The 20,569-nt window shown below is 35.2% G+C and carries 17 protein-coding genes and 1 other RNA gene; 14 read left to right on the top strand and 4 right to left on the bottom strand.

The features are described from left to right. Positions 1-21: 21 nt before the first annotated feature. Positions 22-777, bottom strand: a complete 756-nt coding sequence (locus A9G48_RS05885) for an alpha/beta fold hydrolase (protein ID WP_034943749.1) — start codon at positions 775-777, stop codon at positions 22-24. A 137-nt stretch (positions 778-914) separates the two neighbouring features. Here A9G48_RS05885 and A9G48_RS05880 point away from each other — a divergent pair, with 137 nt between their 5' ends. From A9G48_RS05880 to A9G48_RS05815, 14 genes are all read left to right on the top strand, one after another. Further along, entirely contained in the window at positions 915-2,858 is a 1,944-nt protein-coding gene (locus A9G48_RS05880) for an exoribonuclease II (RefSeq protein ID WP_034943753.1), read from the top strand. A gap of 196 nt (positions 2,859-3,054) precedes the next feature. After that, positions 3,055-3,291 (top strand): YecH family metal-binding protein, encoded by a 237-nt coding sequence (locus A9G48_RS05875; protein ID WP_034943757.1) that lies wholly within the window; start codon positions 3,055-3,057, stop codon positions 3,289-3,291. A gap of 156 nt (positions 3,292-3,447) precedes the next feature. After that, the gene (locus A9G48_RS05870) at positions 3,448-4,113 is read left to right on the top strand and encodes a hypothetical protein (RefSeq protein WP_065575945.1); all 666 of its coding nucleotides are present in this window, start codon (positions 3,448-3,450) and stop codon (positions 4,111-4,113) included. Positions 4,114-4,131: 18 nt separating this feature from the next. Beyond that, the gene (locus A9G48_RS05865) at positions 4,132-5,694 is read left to right on the top strand and encodes a glucan biosynthesis protein G (RefSeq protein ID WP_051825033.1); all 1,563 of its coding nucleotides are present in this window, start codon (positions 4,132-4,134) and stop codon (positions 5,692-5,694) included. Positions 5,695-5,708: 14 nt separating this feature from the next. Continuing rightward, positions 5,709-8,063 carry a glucans biosynthesis glucosyltransferase MdoH gene (mdoH, locus tag A9G48_RS05860; RefSeq protein WP_051825034.1) on the top strand — a complete coding sequence of 785 codons (2,355 nt, stop codon included), beginning with the start codon at positions 5,709-5,711 and terminating at the stop codon, positions 8,061-8,063. Between the two features lie 63 nt (positions 8,064-8,126). Beyond that, on the top strand, positions 8,127-9,101 hold the full coding sequence (gene epmA / locus A9G48_RS05855) for an elongation factor P--(R)-beta-lysine ligase (RefSeq protein ID WP_034943762.1): 975 nt from the start codon (positions 8,127-8,129) through the stop codon (positions 9,099-9,101). 2 nt (positions 9,102-9,103) lie between these two features. Further along, complete coding sequence (gene rmuC / locus A9G48_RS05850) at positions 9,104-10,462, top strand: DNA recombination protein RmuC (RefSeq protein WP_065569396.1); 1,359 nt, start codon at positions 9,104-9,106, stop codon at positions 10,460-10,462. Positions 10,463-10,611: 149 nt separating this feature from the next. Further along, positions 10,612-10,857, top strand: coding sequence for an exodeoxyribonuclease VII small subunit (xseB, locus tag A9G48_RS05845; RefSeq protein ID WP_034943764.1), 246 nt, complete (start codon positions 10,612-10,614; stop codon positions 10,855-10,857). Further along, positions 10,850-11,719, top strand: a complete 870-nt coding sequence (ispA, locus tag A9G48_RS05840) for a (2E,6E)-farnesyl diphosphate synthase (protein ID WP_034943767.1) — start codon at positions 10,850-10,852, stop codon at positions 11,717-11,719. Before xseB ends, ispA begins: the two co-directional genes overlap by 8 nt. Before the next feature lie 25 nt (positions 11,720-11,744). Further along, positions 11,745-13,604 carry a 1-deoxy-D-xylulose-5-phosphate synthase gene (gene dxs, locus A9G48_RS05835; RefSeq protein ID WP_034943770.1) on the top strand — a complete coding sequence of 620 codons (1,860 nt, stop codon included), beginning with the start codon at positions 11,745-11,747 and terminating at the stop codon, positions 13,602-13,604. A 3-nt stretch (positions 13,605-13,607) separates the two neighbouring features. Further along, positions 13,608-13,892: a cell division protein ZapA gene (gene zapA, locus A9G48_RS05830; RefSeq protein WP_034943774.1), complete on the top strand. Its 285-nt coding sequence runs from the start codon at positions 13,608-13,610 to the stop codon at positions 13,890-13,892. Between the two features lie 65 nt (positions 13,893-13,957). After that, positions 13,958-14,139: non-coding RNA, 6S RNA (gene ssrS / locus A9G48_RS05825), on the top strand. A gap of 18 nt (positions 14,140-14,157) precedes the next feature. After that, a complete protein-coding gene (locus tag A9G48_RS05820; protein ID WP_065569398.1) occupies positions 14,158-14,703 on the top strand; it encodes a 5-formyltetrahydrofolate cyclo-ligase in 546 nt (181 codons plus the stop codon). A gap of 300 nt (positions 14,704-15,003) precedes the next feature. Continuing rightward, entirely contained in the window at positions 15,004-16,464 is a 1,461-nt protein-coding gene (locus A9G48_RS05815; protein WP_034943780.1) for a catalase, read from the top strand. 351 nt (positions 16,465-16,815) lie between these two features. Here A9G48_RS05815 and rlmB read toward each other — a convergent pair whose 3' ends face one another. From rlmB to A9G48_RS11615, 3 genes are all read right to left on the bottom strand, one after another. Beyond that, entirely contained in the window at positions 16,816-17,568 is a 753-nt protein-coding gene (rlmB, locus tag A9G48_RS05810) for a 23S rRNA (guanosine(2251)-2'-O)-methyltransferase RlmB (RefSeq protein ID WP_034943783.1), read from the bottom strand. Between the two features lie 26 nt (positions 17,569-17,594). After that, positions 17,595-20,018: a ribonuclease R gene (gene rnr / locus A9G48_RS05805; RefSeq protein WP_034943786.1), complete on the bottom strand. Its 2,424-nt coding sequence runs from the start codon at positions 20,016-20,018 to the stop codon at positions 17,595-17,597. Between the two features lie 187 nt (positions 20,019-20,205). Next, positions 20,206-20,569 (bottom strand): hypothetical protein (locus tag A9G48_RS11615; RefSeq protein ID WP_218057814.1); only part of this gene is annotated, 364 nt, incomplete at its 5' end.

Raw genomic sequence — 20,569 nt, 5'->3', positions numbered from 1 at the left:
CAATTATTATCATTAGTTAATTTAGCTGTTATATTCTAACCAATGATGTAACAATTGTAATACTTCCCCTGTTTTTTCCGCATGAACATTATGACCAGCACCATCAACAACCTCAATTTTAGAAAGAGGAAACTGTGCGGAAATCGCTTCATAATACTCATCAGCAACGTAAGGAGAATTACCGCCTCTTATGAATAATGTAGGAATTAAACAAGGTGAAATAGATTGCCAATCACAGATGTGGCTATATTGATTATTAATAGCTTCAATATTAAATAACCAATGTTGGTCTTTAAACGATTTCAGTAAGAAAAGGATCACAGCATCATTAATTCCAGCTTGTTTCATCACATTAATGATTTGTTTTTTATCAGTGATCTTGTTTGAAAGGCAATACATTAATGCCCTTAAAATAATGGCATTAGGTGAACGAGCATATTTTATTGGCGCAATATCGATTATTCCAAGTTTTTGAATAATAGTGGGAAACACTTGCGATAACTGCAGAGCAACCTTTCCTCCCATTGAGTGACCAATTAAAATCACATCTTTTAATTTCAAAGCATCACAAAGTTCAGCAACATCTTCAGCCATAACCTGATAATTCATTTTATCTGACCAAGGTGAATGACCATGATTACGCAAATCAACTTGAATGGTTTGATAATTGGATACAAAATCTTTTGCTAACATGTTCAAATTGTCTAAACTGCCAAAAACACCGTGCATAAATATAATTGGTTGTCCTTCACCTTGTAACTTATAGTTTAATTTCATTGTGCTACTCGATAGTTGATTATAAAATTTTCAAAGGGATGTAAATATTACCAATACATAAGCGACTAATTCAATAACCCAAATAGACATAAGTATGATAAAATCCAGAGAAAGTTTTCAAATATTGTTAATATAATATGTTTCAGAATAATCCTTTACTTGCACAATTAAAGCAAGAACTGCATCAACAAACCCCACGAATTGAAGGCACAATCCGCGCACATGAAAAAGGATTTGGTTTTTTAGATGTTGATAATAAAAAAAGTTATTTCATCCCTATTGCAAAAATGAAAAGAGTTTGCAATGGTGATAAGGTCTCAGGCACAGTAATAAGCAATAATGATAAAGAATTTTTTGAACCTGAATTATTAATTGAAAGTGCGTTGCAAAAATTTATTGGTAAAATAGGTTTTCAAGATCGAGCGATGGTTATTTATCCTGAAAATATGCCTACAAATCTCGCCATACGCTGCCAAATAAACAAGCAAGTTAGCGAAAAACTAAAAGAAGGTGATTGGGTTGTAGCAACGCTTGTTTCTCATCCTTTGCAAGAAGGACATAATCATTTCCTTGCTGAAATTGTTCATTTTGTTGCTGAAAGCAATTCACCTTATCAGCTTTGGCTAAAAACATTAGCCCGTTACGATTTAGAAACTCACGCCCCAAAAAGCGAAACATTAGTAATTAATGATGCTGAATTTAATCACCGTCAAGATTTAACCGATGTTAACTTTTTCACCATCGATAGCGAAGATACCGAAGATATGGATGATGCAATAGCGGTTTCTAAAAATGAACAGGGAGATTATCAATTAATGGTTGCCATTGCTGATCCCACTGCTTATGTATTACAAGATAGTGAACTTAATAATATTGCTAAGGTTAGAAACTTTACAACTTATTTGCCTGATTTTAACATCCCTATGCTGCCAAAAGAACTTGCTAATGATTTATGCTCATTAAAAGAAAATCAAAAACGTCCAGCAATGATATGTAAAGTGAGCATTGACCAAGAAGGCAATATTATTACTAATGATATCACCTTTATATCCGCTTGGATTGAATCAAAGGCCAAACTAACTTATAACAATGTCTCTAATTTTTTAGAAAACATTGATGAATTAGCATCTAATAGTCCTATCATTAAACAGCAACTTAAGTGGTTATCTGACTTAGCAAAAGCCCGTATAACATGGCGGCAAACCCATGCATTAATCTTTAAAGATAATGGAGATTATCGTTTTGAACTTGATGAAAACCGTCAGGTTAAATCAATAATTAAAGAGTTTCGCCGGATTGCTAATCATATCGTTGAAGAAGTCATGGTTATCGCCAATCAGGCGCTAACCTTACATTTAAAAAATAAAATAGGTTTTGGTATTTTTAATACGCATTCAGGTTTTGACAGCAAATATTTCGATCAAATACTAAAAATTTTAAATGAGCAAGGCATTACTTACTTTGATAAAGATTTATTGTCATCTTTTGAAGGGTATATAAAACTACGTCGATTGATTGATAACAATGAATTTTTAACTGCGCGGTTACGTAAATTTCAAAGTCCTGCTGATTTTTCTATTGAACCACAACCTCATTTTGGTCTGGGATTTGAGGCTTATGCAACTTGGACATCACCAATCCGTAAATATGGTGATATGGTCAATCATCGATTAATCAAAGCTTATTTACAATCCCAACCATTAACTCAGCCAGATAAAGAACAATTAAAGGTAATGAATGAAAGGCGTAAAACGCTTCGTTTAGCTGAACGTGATATAGCTGAAAACCTTTTTGCTCAATACCTATCTGACAAGATTGGCAAAAATTACGCTGCTCAAATCGTCGATATTAATCGAGGAGGAATGCGAGTACGTTTAACTGATATTGGCGCTTTTGCGTTCATTCCACTCTCAATGATGCATTCAGTTAAAGAAGAAATAACTTCCTTACCTGATGAAGGTATTATCAAAATAAAAGATACTATTTGCTATAAACTAGCTGATAATATTTCCGTTTCCATTTACCAAGTAAAACCAGAAAATCAATCTATCATTGCAAAATTAACCAATGATAATCAATAAAGATTTAACCGTATCAAAAAGGTAACCTAATTGGGTTACCCTTTTTCCATCAATAGCATATCAATAGGAACAAAATACTATTTATTGACAATATTTTAACATTGCCCCCCCTTTTTTTTCCTAATGATATCTGATATCTTGCTTCTTATATTAAAGCCATTATTAATCCTTAAATAAACGATATTGAGAGGATATTATGTTATCCATTCATGGGCATGAAGTTTTAAATATGATGATAGGAAACAGCTACACAGAATCATCATTGCTTGAAAGCATTGCACAAAAATTTGGGAACGATGCTAAATTTCATACTTGTTCTCAAGTCGATATGGATGCAAAACAGCTTATTGCTTTTCTAAAATCAAAAGGTAAGTTCAAACCTGTGAATGACCTTAAATTTACAATTAATCTTCAAAAGATTTGTCGTCATTAGTTTTTTAGGTTGTAGTATATTTTTATAGCAATTTTTTATAAATTTAAATGAAACGCTTAGTGTATTTAATACAATAAGGGTATATAATTTTTGCTCAAACTAAATACAACCTGCCCTAAAATAACAATTCAAGAATATGTTCATGGAACTTTATATATGAAAATAGGTAATATTTTAACATTAACCATTGTTTCTATTCTTGTTGCAAGTTGTGCAAATAAATCAACTTCATTGCAAAATCACAATGAACAAAATATAAGCACTAATCAATTGGCGCTATTGAAACAAGAAACAGAGCTTAACAATTCTTTTGTTATTAACGCTAAAAACCAATTATTGAAATTAGTAGGCGAAAAAAATTTCGATAACTATATTACCAAGCATGGTATTTTAGCTTGTAATAACAATCCAAACCAATCGCTTTGTGTTTTAAATTTCTATTTACAAGAATATTATAGGCTTAAATATGATGGGCAAATTAAGAAAATTGTTAAGGAAAATCAAATAAAAAGACATATTGAATTAAGTAAAATAAATGCAAGTAAAATTAATATTCAAAATTATTGTCAGCTTTCTGCTGATTTTATTAATGCAATTTACTTAAACGATACTGTAAAAATATCCTCCTATTTTCAACCTTTATTCAAAATGTCTGAACAAGATATAGCAACATTACGTACTAAGGTCAATAAGGATGGTTATTCTCAATTTTTGATCAACGAAAACCCAAGCATATTACAAGAGATGAAAACCGATTATGTTGAAAAATGCTTAAATGATCCAAAACATAATGTTATCAATTATTTCCATATCTTTAGATAATACTAACGTGAGCATTTTATGTACAAATTTTTAATAACGAATCAATTTAGCAAAAACATCGCTTGCAAAATAATTTGCATATTCTCCGCTTTGCTTATAAGTTTTTCCACTTGGGCTTTTTCATACGATGATGTGGTTAAAAAAGCAGAAAAATTATCAAAACAGGCTTATGAACAGCCATCTAAGAATATTCCAAGTCAATTAGCTTCCTTACAATTTGCTGATTATCAGAAAATTTTATTCAATCATCAAAAAGCCTACTGGAAGGATCAAAATACACGTTTTAAACTTGAGTTTTATCATGAAGGAATGTATTTTGATACTCCCATAAAAATCAATGAAGTTGTTAATAACCAAGTTAATGAAATCAAATATGATCCAAGTTATTTTGATCTCAGCCAAATTAACTTAGGTAATTTAGATACAAAAAATCTTGGCTTTGCAGGATTTAAAGTACATTATCCGATTAATTCATCAAACAAAACTGATGATGAAATTTTTACAGCACTTGGTGGCAGTTATTTTCGTGCCGTAGGCAAGAATCAAATTTATGGTCTATCAGCGAGAGGACTGGCGCTTGATACAGGCGAAATGTCAGGAGAGGAATTTCCTCGATTTAAAGAATTTTGGATAGAAAAACCAGAACCGAACCAAAAACACCTCATTATTTATGCATTACTAGATTCACATAGTGTAACAGGGGCTTATAAAATTACATTAGTACCAAGTGTCGACACAACTGTTACCGTTGAAGCTAAAGTCTTTTTCCGTAATGCGGTTAAAAAATTGGGTATTGCACCATTAACAAGTATGTTTTTGTATGGACCAAATCAGCCATCACCTTTACTTAATTATCGCCCTGCTATGCATGATTCTAACGGGTTATCAATTTTAGCAAGTAATAAAGAATGGATCTGGCGGCCTTTAAACAATCCAAAACGATTATCATTTTCTTCGTATAGTTTAGAAAACCCTAAAGCATTTGGTTTGATTCAACGCGATAATGGTTTTAGTGATTATCAAGATCTTGACGATCATTATGAAAAACGCCCAAGTGTCTGGACAGAAATTCTTGGTGATTGGCAAAAAGGACGGGTCGAACTTGTAGAGATTCCCACTCCCGACGAAACCAATGATAATATTGTAGCCTTTTGGGTACCTGAAAAACAATATAATGCTGGAAATATGCTCAATATTAAATACCGATTGCATTATACATTAAATGAACAACAGCGTTACCCCGATAACGTAGCCAGAGCAGTAAGTACACGTTTATCATTAGGTGATATAAAACAAGCTAATTTAATTCGTAAACTTGACGGTTCTAATGCTTATGTTATTGACTTTGCTGGTCCTCAATTATCAGAAGACAAACCTGTAAAAATCATTTCAAGCATTAACAACGGAACTATTGTTAGCAGCCAATCACAATACAATCCGATTATAAAAGGTTGGCGTGTCATAGTACGATTCAATGTTGAAGATAGCAAAAAAGCAACCGATATTCGTATACAATTAGCCTCAGAAAAAACCAATGAAGTTTTATCTGAAACTTGGAGTGGGCAATATCCTGCACAATAACTTTAATCGAAAATATGAAAAAAGATTACTTTTCAACACTTTCTGACGCTGATTATTGGCGTCAGAAAAATCAAAATAAAGCACCACTATCTAGTGATGTCGAGTTTTTGAAGTATCGCTTAAACCAAATCAGCGATACCTCAACATTTATTGACGAAAGACAGCAACAGCCTAGTTATCCGAAAATAGAACGCGTTGCCATCCAACCACAAATTTGGAAGCAATTTTATAAATCAAAATCGGAGAAAAGCTTCATTGTCACGATTCGACGCTTTATCATGTTATTACTTATTATTGTGCAAACTTATTTAGGAACGGGTTACCTTTCTTCACTATTGCCTTATCAAAGTTGGGACAAAATCAATTTTATGGCAAATTGGGAAATAAACCCCGAACTTGCAGTTTATAGCGTTATACCTTATATCATACAAGGTTTTATTATTGCTTTATTTGCTATTTTATTTTGTTGGATTTCCATAGGATTTTGGACCAGCATTATGGGGCTAATTTTAGCTATCATGGGGAAAGATCGTTATACTGTTCAAATCCCCAAAAATCCAACTGAACATATTGATGCTCGACATCGAACTGCATTAGTAATGCCAATTTGTAACGAAAATGTGGCACGAGTTTTTGCTGGATTACAAGCAACTTACCAATCTTTGGTTGAAACAGATCATGCAGCCTATTGTGATTTTTTCATTTTAAGTGATACCAATGATCCCGACCTTTATGTCAATGAACTCAAGGCTTGGGCTGAGTTTAATACAAAAAAACAAAATAATGGCTGCAATATTTTTTATCGTCACCGTAAGCGCCGGATCAAACGTAAAAGTGGTAATATCGACGACTTTTGTCGCCGTTGGGGACATCAATACGAATACATGATGATTCTTGATGCTGACAGCATCATGACAGGTGATTGTATATTAAATATGATTGCCATGATGGAAATGACACCTAAAGCAGGAATACTGCAATCTCCACCTAAATCAGTAAGAATGAAAACCCTTTATGGTCGTATTCAACAGTTTGCTAATCAAATTTACAGCGATATATTTTGTGCTGGCACCCACTTTTGGCAGTTAAGTGAAGCACAATATTGGGGACATAATGCGATAATTCGCTTAAAACCGTTTATTAAACACTGTATTTTATCCCCACTGCAAAAACGTAAAGGTCCTTTGCACATTTTGTCACATGATTTAGTAGAAGCTTCTTTAATGCGTCGAGCAGGCTATGGCGTTTGGATTGCCTACAATATAAATGGTAGTTATGAAGAATTACCAGGCAATATGATTGAAGATCTAAAACGAGATAACCGCTGGTGTATGGGAAATCTGATTAATCTTAAATTAATTTTCGAAAGCGGAATCACTTTAACCCACAGAGTTATGTTTGCAACCAGTGGTATGGCTTATATATCTTCATTACTTTGGTTAATTTTTCTAATATTTTCAACATTACTTTTATTAGTATTTAATATATCCGAACCGCAATATTTTTATCAATCAAACCAATTTTACCCGACATGGCCGAAATGGGATGAACAATTGGCTATGCAGTTATTATCAACAACACTGGTATTGTTATTTGCTCCTAAATTTTTTAGCTATGGCATTATTATTGCTAGAACAAGAGCAAAGGATGTTGGCGGTATATTTAAATTAACCTTATCCATACTTATTGAAATGGTTTGGTCAATGGTTCTGGCTCCAATTCGCATGATCTTTCATAGTAAATTTGTACTAAAAGCATGGATGGGTAGTAAAATACAATGGAAATCACCATCCCGAAGTGACGATTCTTTAACATGGGGGGAATCATTTTATTTTTGTTGGCCACTTTCATTATTAGGTATTGTCTGGTTAGGAGTAATTATCTGGTTAAATCCACAATTTACTTATTGGTACATAGCCATATTAATACCTTTAACCATTTCTCCTTTAGTAATTAGAGTATCGGGACTTTCAAGTATCGGCATGAAAGCCCAAAAAGCAGGACTATTTTTAACTCCTGAAGAAACGCATCCTACAAGAGCTGTTACTCTTACAGGCGAATATTTAATTAAAACTGAAACTGCATTTGTTGAACATGGCTTTGTTATGGCGTTGGTCGATCCTATATATAACGCACTAGCTTGCGCTTTGTCGACTTCAAGACATAGCGTTAATAATAAAAACCAACAAAAACGCAATGAACTTATTAAACAATATCAACACATAGATTTAGAAAAAATGAGTAAAGAAAAGCAATTAGCCATTTTAGAAGATCCTATTATTCTTTCAGCATTACATAGCCACATTTGGCAACAACAAGAAAAATACGACAATCTATTTGCATTATGGCAAAATAAAGACCAGCAATAAGAGATAGGGTTTTGCCCTATCTCTCACCTTTTAGTAAATAATCAAAACCCATTGGATATTTTTATGACTTGGCAACCTTCTGCACCTATTAATAATTTACTTAAGCGCGCAAAAATTGTATCTCAAGTAAGACAATTTTTTTCTGATCGCTGTATTTTAGAGGTCGAAACACCTACCTTAAGCCAATATGCTGTAACAGATGTACATTTAAGCTCTTTTCATACATCATTTTTAAAACCAGGTGAAATAGACGAGCACAAAGGACAAAAAATGTCATTAATAACTAGTCCTGAATACCATATGAAACGTTTATTAGCTGCTGGTAGTGGACCTATTTATCAAATTTGTAAATGCTTTCGTAATCATGAGGAAATAAGCCGCTATCATAACCCTGAATTTACCATGCTTGAATGGTATCGTATCCAATTTGACATGATGCAAATGATCAATGAAGTTGATGATTTTCTACAAACAATTTTAGACTGTGAACCTGCTGAACGAATCTCTTATCAAAAAGTGTTTCAGCGTCATCTTAATTTAGATCCATTAGAAGCAGATCATGCAAGTTTAGTTAATGCAATCAAACAGCTTAATATTGAACTTGATGCCGAACATTATGATAAAGATACACTATTACAGTGCCTATTTTCCTTTGGCATTGAACCTCATATTGGTCAGGACAAGCCTATCGCAGTATACCACTTCCCTGCATCGCAAGCGGCACTAGCTGCAATCAGCTCAGAAGATCATCGAGTTGCTAGTCGTTTTGAATTTTATTATAAGGGTGTTGAATTGGCCAATGGTTTTAAAGAGCTAACTAATCCTCAAGAGCAAAAAATGCGTTTTGAACAAAACAACATTGATCGTGCTAATCAAAACTTACCACAACAAAATATTGATATTGAATTATTAGCTGCTATGGAAGCTGGATTACCTGATTGTGCTGGTGTAGCTATTGGTTTAGACCGTTTAATAATGCTCGCCCTTGGTGCTAATACTTTAGATGATGTGATTTCATTTACCTTTAAAAGGGCTTAATTATGTTCGGAGTTTTAGGTTTAAGCGAATGGATTGCCATAATTATCGGCATTGTTTCATTCATCTTATTAGTATTGGTTTTAAAGTCTCAACTGACCATTAATAGCCAAAATCAATTATTTGATCTACAGTTAGCACAAAAAAAAGAAGAAAATCAATCGTTAGTTTTTCAGGTAAAACAGTTGGAGCATGAGTTAGCTCAACATCGACAACAAAATCTTGCACAAAATGTCAAAATCAGTGAACTTAAAACACGTTTAGAAGAAACATTAAATGCAACCCACGAACGCCAAACTATTCTTGAACAGAGCGAACAACGATTAACCACACAATTTGAAAACCTGGCTAATCGCATTTTTGAACATAGCGGAAAAAAAATAGAGCAACAAAATAGACAGAGCCTCAACTTTTTACTTTCGCCACTAAAAGAGCAGTTAGAAGGGTTTAAAAAACAAGTACAAGATAGTTTTGGGCAAGAAGCAAAAGAACGCCACACCCTTACTCATGAAATACGTAATTTGCAACTGCTTAACGAACAGATGAGCAAAGAAGCGATAAACCTAACCAATGCGTTAAAAGGCAATAATAAAACTCAAGGCAATTGGGGAGAATTCGTTCTTAGCCAAATATTGGATAATTCAGGATTACGTTTAGGCTATGAATACGACACACAAGTAAACTTAACTAACGAAAATAATCAACGATTACAGCCCGATGTTATTGTACACTTACCACAAGGTGGCGATGTTATAATTGACTCAAAAGTCACATTAATTGCTTATGAACGCCATTTTAATAGTAATGATGAAACCATTAAGGCTAAAGCCATGACGGAACATTTAGCTGCAGTACGTAATCACTTAAAACAGCTTAGCCAAAAAGATTATCATAAACTTATAGGGGTTAATTCTTTAGATTACATACTAATGTTTATTCCTGTCGAACCTGCATTTTTAAGTGCGATAGATCATGACCCAACACTCATCAATGAGGCATTAAAAAATAACATTATGATTGTAAGCCCAACTACTCTTTTAGTCGCATTGCGTACTATTCATAATTTATGGCGATTTGAATACCAAAATCGAAATGCCGAACTTATTGCCGATAAAGCAAGCAAATTATACGATAAAGTGCGTGGATTTGTTGAAGACATGGAAAACCTAGGAAACTGCTTAGACAAAGCACAACAAACTTATCAAAATTCAATGAATAAATTATCTAAAGGTCGTGGTAATGTAATTGGACAAATTGAACGATTCCGTGAACTTGGCGTTGAAGTAAAAAAAACAATCAACCCCAATATAGCTATATCATCTAAAGATGAACTAAATGGCGATAGTGAAAACGATTTGCATTAGCTAAATTACACACGGCTGATTATTGTCACCAGTTAAAATACAAACGCCTTAATAAACAAGCTAACATTAGTATAAAAAACAGTATAAAAGCATGATTCACCATTATCCAAAATACGTGTATACTCACTTAGCATGAAGAGGAGTAAAAAATGGCAAAAAACCAAAATAAAGAACCCAGTTTTGAAGAGATACTTAAACAACTTGAAACGATTGTGTCCCAACTTGAAAATGGTGATTTCCCTTTAGATGAAGCTTTAAATGAATTCGAAAAAGGGATTAAATTAGCTAAGGCAGGGCAAAAACAATTACAGCAAGCAGAACAACGTATTCAAATTTTATTATCTGAAAATAGTGATGCACAATTATCAGAATTCTCATTGAAAAATAATGAATAGCTTACAACCATTACAACAACGAATTGATTCGTTTTTAACTGCCTATATTGCCAAACTTCCTTCTTCTAAATTACAAGAAGCGATGAGTTACAGCTTACTTGCCGGTGGCAAACGAATTCGTCCTATTTTGGTCTATTTAACTGGGCAAATGTTCAACTGCCCACTTGCTAAGTTAGATGAGCCTTCAGCAGCCATTGAAGCGATTCATACCTATTCACTAATTCATGATGACCTACCTGCAATGGACAATGACAACTTAAGAAGAGGAAAACCAACTTGCCACATTCAATTTGGTGAAGCGCAAGCCATTTTAGCAGGTGATGCCTTGCAAAGTTTAGCCTTTTCATTATTAGCAAAAAGTGAGCTAATTGATACTGAAACTAAAATTAACATGATAGCCGAACTTGCCCATGCTAGTGGGGTTAATGGCATGTGCCTTGGTCAATCACTAGATTTAGCGGCAGAACGCCAATTAATTAGCATTGAACATTTACAAAAAATCCATTGTTATAAAACAGGTACCTTAATCAAATCTGCAATTAGATTGGGTGCTTTTGCCAGTGGTGATATTGCAAAACCCTATTATAAATTGCTCGATAATTACGCAGAATCGATTGGATTAGCATTTCAAATTCAAGATGATATTTTAGATATCGTTGGAGAACCGACTATCATGGGCAAATCTCAAGGTTCGGATATAACTCATGAAAAGAGTACTTATCCAGCACTAATTGGGCTTGAAAACGCAAAAAAATTAATGCAACAACTTTATTATCAAGCTATCGATAGCCTAAATCAGATACCATATAATAGCCAAACATTACACGACCTTGCTAATTTTATTATTCATAGAACTAACTAACAAATAGCGAAAATAAATTTAAATAATGAATTTAGACAATTACCCTTTATTAAAGCGAATTAATTCACCAGAAGATTTAAGACTCTTCCCACAATCTCAGTTACAAGCTATTTGTGGTGAACTTAGGCAATATTTATTGACCTGTGTTAGTCAATCAAGTGGTCATTTGGCTTCAGGGCTTGGAGTGGTTGAATTAACCACAGCACTACATTATGTCTTTCACACGCCTTTTGATAAAATTATTTGGGATGTCGGTCATCAAGCCTATCCGCATAAAATTTTAACTGGTCGCCGAGACCAAATGCTCACTATTCGCCAAAAAGGAGGGCTTCATCCATTTCCTCATCGTAATGAGAGCGAATATGATGTACTGACCACTGGACATTCTTCAACTTCGATTAGTGCAGCACTTGGAATAGCAATTAGCGAACAAAAGAAACAATCGGGTAAAAAAGTAGCCGCAGTAATTGGCGATGGAGCCTTAACTGCTGGTATAGCATTTGAAGCTATGAACCATGCAGGGCATATCAAACCAGACATGCTAGTGATTGTAAATGATAATGATATGTCGATTTCAGAAAACACAGGCGCACTTAATCAGCATCTAACCCAAATTTTATCAAGTAAAGCTTATGCATCTTTTCGTGAAAATGGTAAACGTGTACTTGCTAATATTCCACCATTAAAAGAATTATTTAAAAAAACAGAAGAACATTTAAAAGGTTTGGTTACCCCCGCTATCTTATTTGAAGAGCTTGGATTTAATTATATTGGTCCTATTGATGGGCACGATATTAATGCATTAGTTGCAACACTACAAAAAGTCCGACAATTAAAAGGTCCACAGCTGCTTCATGTTATTACTCAAAAAGGCAAAGGCTATGCACCTGCTGAAAAAGACCCAACTTTATGGCATGGCGTACCAAAATTTAATCCCAATGATGGAATATTACCTGCCCCCCCAAAAGCAACGCCAACTTATTCACAAATTTTTGGAGATTGGCTATGCGAAATAGCGCAAAACGATAAACGATTAATGGCAATAACTCCAGCCATGAGCGAAGGATCGGGCATGACAAAATTTGCAAATAGCTATCCTGATCAATTTTTCGATGTTGCAATTGCCGAACAGCATGCAGTTACCCTTGCAGCAGGGTTTGCAATTAGCGATTTAAAACCAGTTGTTGCCATTTATTCAACATTTTTGCAACGTGCTTATGATCAGGTTATCCATGATATAGCCATTCAAAACTTACCTGTTTTATTTGCTATTGATCGTGCCGGTATTGTAGGTGCCGATGGCGAAACGCACCAAGGTACCTTCGATTTAAGTTATTTACGTTGCGTGCCAAATTTTGTCATTATGACACCAAGCGATGAAAATGAATGCAGACAAATGCTTTATACAGGCTATTTACATCATGGACCTTCTGCAGTGCGTTACCCAAGAGGAGAAGGAATTGGAGTAGCACTAACACCATTATCTCCTATACCAATAGGGCAATCTAAGCTATGCCGACAAGGGGAAAATATAGCTTTACTCAATTTTGGCACATTGCTTCCTGAAGTTTTACAAGCGGCAAATAAAATTAATGCTACAGTCATAGACATGCGTTTTGTAAAACCACTAGATAAAAAAGTCCTTTTGCAGATTAGCCAAACACATAATATACTGGTAACTATTGAAGAAAATTGCATCAATGGTGGCGCCGGTAGCGGTGTCAATGAATTTTTATTATCGAAAAAAACAAAATGTGATATTTTAAATATTGGATTACCTGACAAATTTATTCCTCAAGGTTCTCAAAATGAGATGAGAGAAGAGTTTGGATTGACCTGTAAGCACATAATAGAGAAAATCAATAATTTTAAAATTAATAGGTAAAATATGGAAACTGAAGCTATCACTATTCAAATTTTCGGGCGAACTTTAAGATTTAACTGCCCTGTTGATGAAGTTGATGCACTTAAGAATGCAGCAAAAGATTTAGATACACGCTTATCCAATTTACGAGAAAAATCGCCTCAAGTTGGTAGTGATCAACTCATCATGACCGCTGCATTAAATATTTCTTATGAACTAACAAAAGAAAAAGAAAAAAGCGGTGAATTTAGTAACCGATTAAAGATGTTGCAGCAATTGCTTGATTCAGCCCTAAATACTGATAATTAATTCACATAATTGTAAATTTAGTACAAATGATATTGTATCGCCCTCTAAATTTTGTATTATTATGCTCACCTCTGGGATGTTCGCGATAAGGGTTAGTCCCCTGAGCCGATATTCTAAACTTTAGAACGATGTGATTTTTAATTGGTGTGTATGCCTTACTTGTAAGGAAACCTAAAAATTAAAACGCAATGTTCACCTTGAACCTTGGGTTCAAGGGTTACAACCCTAACGGCATCTTGGAGTTTTTTCTTTACAGAGATAACAGATGAATATTCGACAGGTTATTCGTCAAAAAAGACGACAATTGTCTCAAACAGAACGGCAAACCGCACAGCTAGCGATTTATCGTAAAATTGCGGATCATCAAGTTATTCAATCTTCCCAAAATATAGCTATTTTTTTATCCTTTGATGGTGAAGTCGAAACCAAACCAATTATTGAATATTTATGGCAACAGCATAAATCTGTTTATTTACCCATTATTCATCCTTTTTTTTCAACTCACTTACTCTTTTTAAAATACACTCACCAAACGCCTTTAATTAAAAATAAATTTGGTATATTAGAACCAACCTTGAATGCATCAACCATAATCCCCTCTCATAAATTAGACGTCGTATTTACGCCGCTAGTTGCATTTGATGACAGAGGTTATCGTATAGGCATGGGAGGTGGTTATTATGATCGCATGTTAGCCAATTACCAAAGCCAACAAATTTACCCTATAGGACTGGCGTTTGCATGTCAAAAAGTACCATATATAGACAATCAGCCATGGGATATTCAATTACCTGAAATTATTTATGCATAATTTGATAATTCAACAAATTAATAAAGATAATCGGAATAAAATTCGTATTATTATACGTTGATTTGCAGTATAATTATCACAATTCATCTCGAATGTTCTTCCAATAAAAATAAACGATCATTCTTTACTAATTTAATGGCTGTAGCTTAAAAATTATTTTTACCGTGTGATTTTTCTAACATAAAATTTTTACTATATGCTTTACCATTCTATTTTTTATTTTAATCACGTTATATACCGTCACTCACAAGATTTTTAATTTAACCAAAGCGGTTTTATATTATAAAAAGGAGTGTTGTAATGTCAGAAAAAAAAGTCTTAACCACTAACAATGGGGCACCAATTGCCGATAATCAAAACTCACGCACAGCAGGACCTCGTGGTCCGGTTTTAATTGATGATTATCAACTTATCGAAAAACTTGCCCAATTCAATCGTGAAAATATTCCAGAACGTCGTGTTCATGCTAAAGGTTCTGGTGCACATGGTACCTTTACTGTCACTAATGATATTACAAAATATTCTTACGCTAGTTTATTTGCCAATGTAGGCAAACAGACGCCAATTTTTGCTCGATTTTCGTTGGTAGGTGGTGAACGAGGCTCATCTGATACCGCGCGAGATCCCCGTGGATTTTCAGTCAAGTTTTATACAGATCAAGGAAATTGGGATATCGTCGGCAATAATACTCCCGTATTTTTTATTCGTGATCCACTCAAATTTCCTGACTTTATTCATACCCAAAAACGTGACCCTAAAACTAATTTAAAAGATCCGCAAATGATGTGGGATTTTTGGTCTTTATCGCCTGAATCACTTCATCAAGTCACAATTTTATTCTCGGATCGTGGTATTCCTGATGGTTATCGTCATATGCACGGCTATGGTAGCCATACTTATAGCTTAATCAATAAAGATGGCATTCGCACTTGGGTAAAATGGCATTTTAGAACAGAGCAAGGAATTAAAAATATTCATCCTAAAAAAGCAACAGAAATAGATGGAACTAATCCAGATTCGGCGCAAGAAGATCTATTCAAAGCCATTGAACGTGGCGACTATCCAAAATGGCGAGTTTACATACAAGTTATGACTGAAGAGCAAGCCAATAACCATCGAGAAAACCCGTTTGATGTCACTAAAGTATGGTCACAAAAACAGTACCCATTAATTGAAGTCGGCGTTATGGAACTGAACCGTAATCCAGAAAACTATTTTGCAGAAGTTGAACAATCTGCCTTTGAACCAAGTAATGTGGTTCCGGGTATTGGCTTATCACCAGATAAAATGCTTCAAGGACGAATTTTTGCTTATGCCGATGCGCACCGCTATCGTATTGGTACTAATTATCAACAACTACCAATCAATGCGCCAAAATGTCCTGTACATAATTATCAACGTGATGGCGCAATGCGTTTTTATACTCCTGATAATGCGCCTAACTATGAACCAAATAGCATTGATAGCGCACCAAAACAGCAACCACAATATGCCGAGCCACCAATGCATGTACCAGCTGGCACAATGGATAGGCATGATCATCGTGTGGATGGCGATTATTACTCGCAACCACGTGCACTATTTAATTTAATGCAACCAGATCAAAAACAGCTGCTTATTGATAATATCGCAGGATCAATGAAAAACGTAAATCGAGACATTCAAATCAGGCAGCTAAAGCACTTCTATAAAGTGCATCCTGACTATGGAACTGGAATTGCAAAAGGATTAGGCATTGATATTGATCTAATTAAAAGTTAGCACTTAAAATAACAATGCCGACTAACTTAGTCGGCATTTTACTGTATTTATATTCATAAAAAACACTTATCAAAAACCTATAACTGTTGACTGTTATCACGCTCTATTTTTCTGTTCTTAGGACAATTTTCATTAAGGAAAAATTGCTAAATTATATGCTTTACTTACATTATTAAATAACGGTTTTACTTAGTCACACTTGTTTAATAGTGTTAGCGTTTTAAGTTTGCAAGAGCGCAAAATAGTAAAGCAATTAATATAATGACTACCTTATAAAATAGGACTAAATTATTTTTAGTAGCGCTATTTTTAAAAGGTAGTATTTAAAAAACCTCGTATTTTATTTTTTGATTATCGATTTTTTTGCCGAACAATCTCAAACAAACAAACACCAGTTGCAACCGATACATTTAGTGATGACACAATACCCGCCATAGGAATGCTCACCAATTCATCACAGTGTTCTTTGGTTAAACGGCGCATCCCCTCGCCTTCAGCGCCCATTACTAAAGCAAGTGAAGTTGGGGTGGATGTTTTATAAAAGTCAGTTTGATAAAGCGTTCTATCTGCTTCACCAGCGGTGCCCACAATCCAAACTTGATACTCATCTTGTAGCATTCGCATAGTGCGAGCCAAATTAGTCACTCTAACCACAGGAACGCTTTCAGCTGCACCACACGCAACTTTTTGAGCGGTTGAATTAAGTGGCGCTGAACGATCTTTTGGTACAATAATAAAACTAACCCCAGCAGCATCAGCAGTACGAATACAGGCACCTAAATTATGCGGATCGGTCACTCCATCTAAAATTAAGATAACTGGGTTTGGCTGCCCTTCCATAAGTACAGGAATATCGTTTTCTTGATAACCTCGGCTTGGTTTAACCATGGCTAAAATACCCTGATGTACCCCATTTTTAGATTTTTCATCTAACCATTGGCGATTGGCGACTTTAACAGGCAAGCCTAGCTGTTCTAATTCAAGAACCAAGGCATTTAGACGTTTATCTTCACGCCCTTTAATAATAAACACTTCAATAATTCTTTCTGGCGAACGTGCTAATAATGCTTCTATTGCGTGCAAGCCATAAACTGTTTCACTCATTTATTTATTACTCTTTATCTTATTAACTATTTAGTTTTATTCGTTGATTTTGATTTACTCCGTTTTTTACTTTTGGCTTTCAGTTCAACTTTAGCACTTGATTTCATGCTTGATTTAGTGCGTGATTTTGCTTTTTTTGGGTTACTTGGCTTAGCACTACTTTTTTTACTGGTTGATTTTTTGCCTTTTCGCTTAACGGATAAATCAGCTTGTTGATCTTTTGGGGCTTGTTTGGACTTCTCTTTTGCCGTTTTCCCCTGACGTTTTGGCTTATTATTACTGCCCACTAATGAAAAATCAATTTTACGTTCTTCAGGATTCACATTATCGACTTTTACTTGCACTTTATCGCCCAAACGATAAACGAAACGGCTGTTTTCACCAATCAAACGATTACGCGAACCATCAAAAATATAATAATCATTTTCTAGCGACGACACATGCACTAAACCATCGATAAATAGATCGTCCAACCGAACAAAGAACCCAAAATTAACCACGCTTGAAATCGTACCGTTAAAAACTTCACCCACATGATCTTGCATGTAATCACACTTAAGCCAATCAACTACATCACGCACGGCTTCGTCAGCACGACGCTCAGTCATTGAGCAGTGTTCACCAAAGTAAAGCATTTCATTTGTATCATAACGATACCCTCCCGTTTTACTGGTTTTATGTTTTTCATTAGCCAAAATCCATTTAATAGCGCGATGCAAAAGCAAATCAGGATAACGACGAATTGGTGAGGTAAAGTGCGCATATTCGTCAAGCGCTAAACCAAAGTGCCCTCGATTTTCGGGATCATAAATGGCTTGCTTCATTGAACGTAAAATCACGGTTTGCAACATATCATGATCGGGGCGAGCTTCAATAGCAACCATTAATTCGGCGATATCTTTCGGTTTTGGGTTGCTTCCTCCTGCTAGTGATACGCCTAGCTCACTTAAAATACTACGCAGATTATTCATGCGATCTTCATCAGGTCTATCATGCACTCGGAATAATGAAGGCACATCAGCTTTAATCACTAATTTCGCTGCTGCTACATTAGCTAAAATCATGCATTCTTCAATGATTTTATGTGCCACATTACGCTGTGCCAGCTCAATACTTTCAATACGTTTATCGGCATTAAAAATAAATTTTGGCTCTTCGGACTCAAAGCCTATCGCACCACGGACCACACGGGCTTTATCAAGCACATTATAAAGTCCATAAAGATTTTCAAGATGAGGGACTAAATCATGATAATGCTCACGAAGTTCTTCATCTCCCTCTAAAATCTTCGCCACTTTGGTATACGTTAACCGAGCATGCGAATTCATCACGGCTTCGTAAAACTCATACCCTGTTAATCGTCCTTTGTTCGATACGGTCATTTCGCACACTAAGCATAAACGATCAACTTGCGGATTTAACGAACAAAGCCCATTGGATAACACTTCTGGAAGCATTGGTACAACTCGTGAAGGAAAGTAAACCGATGTCCCCCGTAAACAAGCTTCTTTATCTAACGCCTTACCTGGTCTAACATAGTAACTTACATCTGCAATAGCCACCCATAAGCGATAGCCGCCTCCGCGGTTTTTTTGACAATAAACCGCATCATCAAAATCACGCGCATCTTCACCATCAATTGTTACCAAAGGCAATTGACGCAAATCTCTTCGCCCTTTTTTGGCGCTTTCTGGCACTTGTTCGGTAAACTTGCTAACTTCTTTTTCAACAGCCTTTGGCAATTCATAAGGGATTTCATGATTCCGCAGGGCAATATCAATTGCCAAATTAGTTCCCATTATTTCGCCAAGCACTTCTTTTATTACACCTACCGCTTTTTGACGGCGTTCAGGACGTTGTTGTAACTCAACTACCACCACTGTTCCCATACGAACTGTGCGGCTAGGTTTGCCTGCAATTAAAATATCAAAGTTTAAACGACTATCATCAGGGACAACAAAACCAACCCCTTGCTCAATAAAATATCGCCCGACAATAAAATTACTACGAGGCTCTAAAATTCGAACCACTCGAGCTTCAGTTTTACCACGATATTTAGTCCCCATTGGCTGCGCTAAAATCACATCACCTTGTAACACCTTTTTCATTTGCTCTGGCGATAAAAAGTAGTCTTCAGGAGTGCCTTCTACCCGTAAAAAACCAAAGCCGTCACGGTGTGCAATCACACTGCCTTTTACCATATCAAATTTTTCAGGCAGGGCATAACATTTCCGGCGAGTAAACACCACTTGACCATCACGCTCCATTGCACGTAAACGACGATGTAACGCTACTTTTTGTTCATCATTTTTTATCGCCATTGCTTGAGCAATGGTTTCTAAACTTGCTGGTTTGGCTTCTTGTTTAAGGTAATCTAAAATAAGTTCACGGCTAGCTATTGGGGAATCATACTTCTCGGCTTCGCGGTCAAAAAAGGGATCTTCTATCATAAAGGGATATCCTGTGACTAATATTAACGCTAGCATAACATAGAGTTATATAACTTAAAATGAACATTCATTTTTACCCATGCTATTTCTCTATGTGGTTAAATGCGCTCAAAGGAAAAATACTGTTACCAATAATTTACTAAATATCAATAAGGTATTAATAGCACAACCATTTTATCTATAAATATCACTCTTCTAACTCTTCATCAACATCCGATGCCCATTTATAAACGCCACTTACCCCATTTAATGTTTCTAATTTATTCTTTCCAAATACTTTATAGCTATGCATTCCTTGTACTGGCTCACCATTAACCAGTTTTTCAGAATAACCAAAACGTTTATAGATTTCAGGGTCTTTCACCCAATCAGGAATATTTTCAACATGATAGGTAATGTACACATCGCGCACGGTGCCGCCCCCCACGCCATTAATGGTGTCTTTAGTGCGTTTAATTTTATCGACAACCACTCGACCAAAACAAAAATTAGTATTACCAAATGTCCATTTTACATATTTGCGCCCTAAATCGGTCAGGTTATAACGGTAT

The sequence above is a fragment of the Gilliamella sp. wkB18 genome, from assembly GCF_001690875.1.
GTDB lineage: Bacteria > Pseudomonadota > Gammaproteobacteria > Enterobacterales > Orbaceae > Gilliamella > Gilliamella apicola_A.
This window is presented reverse-complemented; position numbering and strand designations above follow the sequence as displayed.

Coding starts and splice junctions, on each gene's coding strand:
- A9G48_RS05885 (WP_034943749.1), bottom strand. CDS start 777: ATGAAATTAAACTATAAGTTACAAGGTGAAGGACAACCAATTATATTT.
- A9G48_RS05880 (WP_034943753.1), top strand. CDS start 915: ATGTTTCAGAATAATCCTTTACTTGCACAATTAAAGCAAGAACTGCAT.
- A9G48_RS05875 (WP_034943757.1), top strand. CDS start 3,055: ATGTTATCCATTCATGGGCATGAAGTTTTAAATATGATGATAGGAAAC.
- A9G48_RS05870 (WP_065575945.1), top strand. CDS start 3,448: ATGAAAATAGGTAATATTTTAACATTAACCATTGTTTCTATTCTTGTT.
- A9G48_RS05865 (WP_051825033.1), top strand. CDS start 4,132: ATGTACAAATTTTTAATAACGAATCAATTTAGCAAAAACATCGCTTGC.
- mdoH (WP_051825034.1), top strand. CDS start 5,709: ATGAAAAAAGATTACTTTTCAACACTTTCTGACGCTGATTATTGGCGT.
- epmA (WP_034943762.1), top strand. CDS start 8,127: ATGACTTGGCAACCTTCTGCACCTATTAATAATTTACTTAAGCGCGCA.
- rmuC (WP_065569396.1), top strand. CDS start 9,104: ATGTTCGGAGTTTTAGGTTTAAGCGAATGGATTGCCATAATTATCGGC.
- xseB (WP_034943764.1), top strand. CDS start 10,612: ATGGCAAAAAACCAAAATAAAGAACCCAGTTTTGAAGAGATACTTAAA.
- ispA (WP_034943767.1), top strand. CDS start 10,850: ATGAATAGCTTACAACCATTACAACAACGAATTGATTCGTTTTTAACT.
- dxs (WP_034943770.1), top strand. CDS start 11,745: ATGAATTTAGACAATTACCCTTTATTAAAGCGAATTAATTCACCAGAA.
- zapA (WP_034943774.1), top strand. CDS start 13,608: ATGGAAACTGAAGCTATCACTATTCAAATTTTCGGGCGAACTTTAAGA.
- A9G48_RS05820 (WP_065569398.1), top strand. CDS start 14,158: ATGAATATTCGACAGGTTATTCGTCAAAAAAGACGACAATTGTCTCAA.
- A9G48_RS05815 (WP_034943780.1), top strand. CDS start 15,004: ATGTCAGAAAAAAAAGTCTTAACCACTAACAATGGGGCACCAATTGCC.
- rlmB (WP_034943783.1), bottom strand. CDS start 17,568: ATGAGTGAAACAGTTTATGGCTTGCACGCAATAGAAGCATTATTAGCA.
- rnr (WP_034943786.1), bottom strand. CDS start 20,018: ATGATAGAAGATCCCTTTTTTGACCGCGAAGCCGAGAAGTATGATTCC.